A 4,214-nucleotide genomic window follows, 5' to 3' on the forward strand; every position below is an offset into this window, starting at 1 on the left:
GGTGTGGTGTGTGGTGCGGGGTGCCTGCGGCGCCTGCGCGGGATGGTTGGGGGTGCGGGGTGCCTGCGGCGCCTGTGCGGGATGGGTGGGGGTGCGCGTAGCGCGGTGCGGTGGGTTGTGGGTCGGGGCCGCGCCGGGGGGGGTCTGTCCTCGGAACGGCGCGGAATCGGTCGGCCACAGAAGTGAACTCCGTTGACGCGCCAACCGCTGCGGGCGGACACCCCCCGACACGACCCCTTCGCGCCGTACGCGACTGCGGGCCGTCGCTCCGTCCGCCGCGGCTGCGGGTGGTCGCCAGCCGCACGTAGCTGCGGGCAGTCGTGCCGCTGGGGCGGCACGGGTGGGCGCAGCGGCACCCCGCCAGCGCCGGGCTCGCGACCCCACCCCCGCCCCGCACCCACGCCGGGCAACCCCGTAACGCCGGACCCCGCACCCAACCCCCACGCACACCGCAGGTGCCCCCGCACAACCGCTACGGCGACAATGACCCCGTGCGCTACAGAATCCTGGGCGTCGCCCAGACGGAGGACCACGGCACCGCCGCCAGCCCCGGCGGCCCCCGCCTGCGCGCGCTGCTCACCGCCCTCGCCCTGCGCCCCGGTGACGTCGTCACGTCGGCCACCCTGATCGACGAGATCTGGCCCGGGGACGACGAACCGCCCCAGGACGCCCCCGCCGCCCTCCAGGCCCTGGTCGGCCGCCTGCGCCGTACCGTCGGCAAGGAGGCCGTCGCCTCGGCACCCGGCGGATACCGGCTCGCCGCGACCCGCGACGACGTGGACCTGTACGTCTTCGAGCGCCTCGTACGGCAGGGCACCACCGCCCTCGGACACGGCGACGCCGCGCGCGCCGCCCGGCACCTGGACGAGGCACTGGCCCTGTGGCGCGGACCGGCGCTGGCCGACCTGCCCGGCCACTCCGCCCGCCCGGACGCGCTGCACCTGGAGGCCACCCGCGCCCGCATCGAGGCCGGACTGCGCCTCGGCGACGCCCACGACGCCGTACCCCGCCTGCGCGAACTGATCGCCGCGCACCCGTACGACGAACCGCTGCACGCCCTCCTCATCAGTGCCCTGCGCGCCACCGGCCGCGACGCCGACGCACTGGCCGCCTACGAGAACGTCCGCCGCACCCTCGCCGACGGCCTCGGTGCCGACCCCGGCCCCCGTCTGCGCGCCCTGCACGCCGAACTGCTCGGTGCGCAGCGCGCCGAGCACGCTCCGGCCGGTGAGCGCCGGGGCAACATCCGGCCACGGCTGACCAGCTTCGTGGGACGCGAACCGGAGCTCGACGCCCTCCGCGACGAAGTGCGGCGGGCCCGCCTGGTCACCCTCACCGGGCCGGGCGGCTCCGGGAAGACCCGCCTCGCCGAGGAGGCCGCCGCCGGGCTCGACCAGGCGTGGCTGGTGGAACTGGCCCCGCTCGACCGGCCGGAGGCGGTGCCGGGCGCGGTCGTCAACGCCCTCGGGCTCCGCGAGACCGTGCTGCTGACCGGGGACCGCCCGGCCGTGCAGGACGATCCCGTCGCGCTGCTCGTCGAGTACTGCGCCCCGCGCGACCAGCTCCTGGTCCTCGACAACTGCGAACACGTCATCGGCGCGGCGGCCCGGCTCGCCGAAACCCTGCTGACCCGCTGCCCGGGCCTCACCGTCCTCGCCACCAGCCGCGAACCGCTGGGCGTGCCCGGCGAGTCCGTGCGCCCGGTCGAACCGCTCGCCCCCGACCAGGCGCGGCGCCTGTTCGCCGCACGCGCGAGTGCCGTACGTCCCGACGCCGGTGCCGTGCTGCGGGACGAGGAGGCCGTCGCCGAGATCTGCCGGCGCCTCGACGGGCTGCCGCTGGCCATCGAGCTGGCCGCCGCCCGGCTGCGGCTGCTCACCCCGCGGGAGATCGCCGACCGGCTCGACGACCGCTTCCGCCTGCTCACCTCCGGCAGCCGCACCGTCATGCCCCGCCAGCAGACGCTGCGTGCGGTCGTCGACTGGTCCTGGGACCTCCTCGACGACGCGGAACGCACCATGCTGCGCGAGCTGTCCGTCTTCGCGGGCGGCTGGGACCTGGCGGCGGCCGAGGCCGTGGGCACCGGACCCGCGGCGGAACTCGTCGGCGCCCTCGTCGACAAGTCCCTCGTCGTCGCCGATGTCGCGGTCGAGGGCGCCGAGATGCGCTACCGCCTGCTGGAGACCATCCACGAGTACGCCGAGGAGCGCGCCGCCGAGGTCCCCGGGCTGCGTGCCGCCGCCGAGCGGGCCCACCGGGCCTGGGCGCGAGCCCTCGCCGAGGAGGCCGACCCGCAACTGCGCTCGGCCCGGCAACTGCCGTACATATCCCGCCTGGAGACCGAGCACGACAACATCCGAGCGGCCCTCGGCCGCTCCCTCACCGCGGGCGACGAGGAAGAGGCCGCCTCCCTCGCCCTCGCCATGGGATGGTTCTGGTGGCTGCGCAACTACCGCCACGAAGGCGTCGCCTGGCTGGACCGGGTGCTGTGCCTCGGTGCCGCGCTGGACGCGGGAGGCCTCCGGGCTCCGGCGGCGGACGGCCTCGACCGTGACGCTGCTGCCGCCGATCACGTCGGCGCGCTCCTCGCCGTACGGGAGGGCGACCCGCCGCACCCGCTGCACTCCCTGCGCATGCGGGTGCGCATGATGCACATCCTCCTCACCTTCGAGACCACACCGAGGGACGGGCTGCTGGACGCGCGCATGCGGCGCTACGTCCGCCGGGTGCGCGACCACTTCGCCGCGGGCGGCCCCGAGGCGGCCCGGGTGCCCGGCCTCATCTGGCCGCTGACCGAGTTCTTCGTCGACGACCAGGGCGACGTCCGCGGCGCCATGGACGTCTCTGTCGCCAACTGCCGGCTGTACGGGGGCGAGTGGGAGATCACCGCCAGCCTCATGCTCCGTGCCCACGCGGTGGTCGACCTCTCGGGCACCCCGTCCGGCATCGACGAGGACCTGGCCGAAGCGCGTGTGCTCAGCCGCCGGGTCGGCGACCGCCTGGTGGAGGCCCAGGTGTGCAGCGCCTTCGCCGAGGCCGCCATGGCGCGCGGCCACTACGGGGAGGCCAGGGCCGAGTTCACGGAGGCCCTGCGGCTCGCCGAGGAGGTGGGCGCCTTCGCGGAGGCGCCGTTCCTCATCGCCCGGCTCGCCGAGATCGCCTACCGCGAGGGGGACCACGCCACGGCACTCCGCGTGCTCGACGAGGCCGGCGCCGCCGCGGACCGGTACGGCGTCGTGGACTCCAAGGCCTTCGTCCTGATGCTGCGGGCCGGACTCGCGGTGGTGGAGGAGGACTACGCACGGGCCCGGGCCCTGTGGGAGGCGGCCCACGAGGAGTGCCTGCGCGGCACCCCGCCGCCGCAGTTCCTGGCGATGCTGGGGCTGGTGGAGGCCCTCGTGACGGCGGGCGAGTCGGGTCCCCGGGAAGCGCTGCCGCTGCTGGCGGGCACCGTCCGGGCGGCCGTCGAGGAACGGTGCGCCGACCTGGTCCTCGCCACGCTCGCGGACAGCGCGGCCGGCCTGTCGAGCGACCTCGGCGAGCACGCCCGCGCGGTACGGCTGCTCGGTGCGGCCGGCCGATGGCGGGGCGACCGCCCGCGGCCCGTGCCGGACCGGGCACACGCCGAGCGCGCCGAGGCCGCCGCCCTGAGCGCCCTCGGCAGCGAGCGGTACGCCGCCGAACTGGCCGAGGGGGCCGCCCTCGCGCCCCGGGACGTCGTCGCCGAGGTCGAGGCGGCCGGGCGGTCGGCTCCCCGGACGCCTACCCGCAGGTGAAGCGGGACTGGGCCCAGTCCGCGAGCGCCACCGAGTCGAAGGGGCTGTGCGGCTCGGTCACCAGCCGCAGGCTCTCGCGGCCCGAGATGTCCACGTGGACGGGGACCGCCGGGTCGCCGCCCTTGACCATCCCCGAGTTCCACAGCGGGACGCCGTCCGCGTACACCGAGAAGTGGACCTTGCCCAGCTTCAGCGTCAGGTCGTCGACGCCGGCCAGCGCGTCGTAGGACGTGCAGTCACGGTTGAGGTCGATGGTGACCGAGGAGCGTCCGTTGACGGTGACGCCGTGGGCGTACCGCACGTCGGCGATGGACAGGTTCGAGCGCTGCCACACCCAACTGCTGCCGGCCAGTTGCATCTCGGGACCGGTGCCGTCGCCGCTCACGTCGTACGCCAGCTCGCTCCACTGGTAGACGGCGGGCGGGGGTGGGGGCGGTG

Annotated in this window: 2 protein-coding genes; one reads left to right on the top strand and one right to left on the bottom strand. The window is 75.9% G+C overall.

The features are described from left to right. Positions 1–491: 491 nt before the first annotated feature. Positions 492–3,776: a BTAD domain-containing putative transcriptional regulator gene (locus tag IG88_RS0137480; RefSeq protein ID WP_037837551.1), complete on the top strand. Its 3,285-nt coding sequence runs from the start codon at positions 492–494 to the stop codon at positions 3,774–3,776. Here IG88_RS0137480 and IG88_RS0137485 read toward each other — a convergent pair. Continuing rightward, a partial coding sequence (locus IG88_RS0137485) for an NPCBM/NEW2 domain-containing protein (protein WP_199807553.1) occupies positions 3,763–4,214 on the bottom strand: 452 nt, incomplete at its 5' end. The genes IG88_RS0137480 and IG88_RS0137485 overlap by 14 nt on opposite strands.

The sequence above is a fragment of the Streptomyces sp. NRRL F-5650 genome, assembly GCF_000721365.1.
Taxonomy (GTDB): Bacteria; Actinomycetota; Actinomycetes; order Streptomycetales; family Streptomycetaceae; genus Streptomyces; species Streptomyces ardesiacus.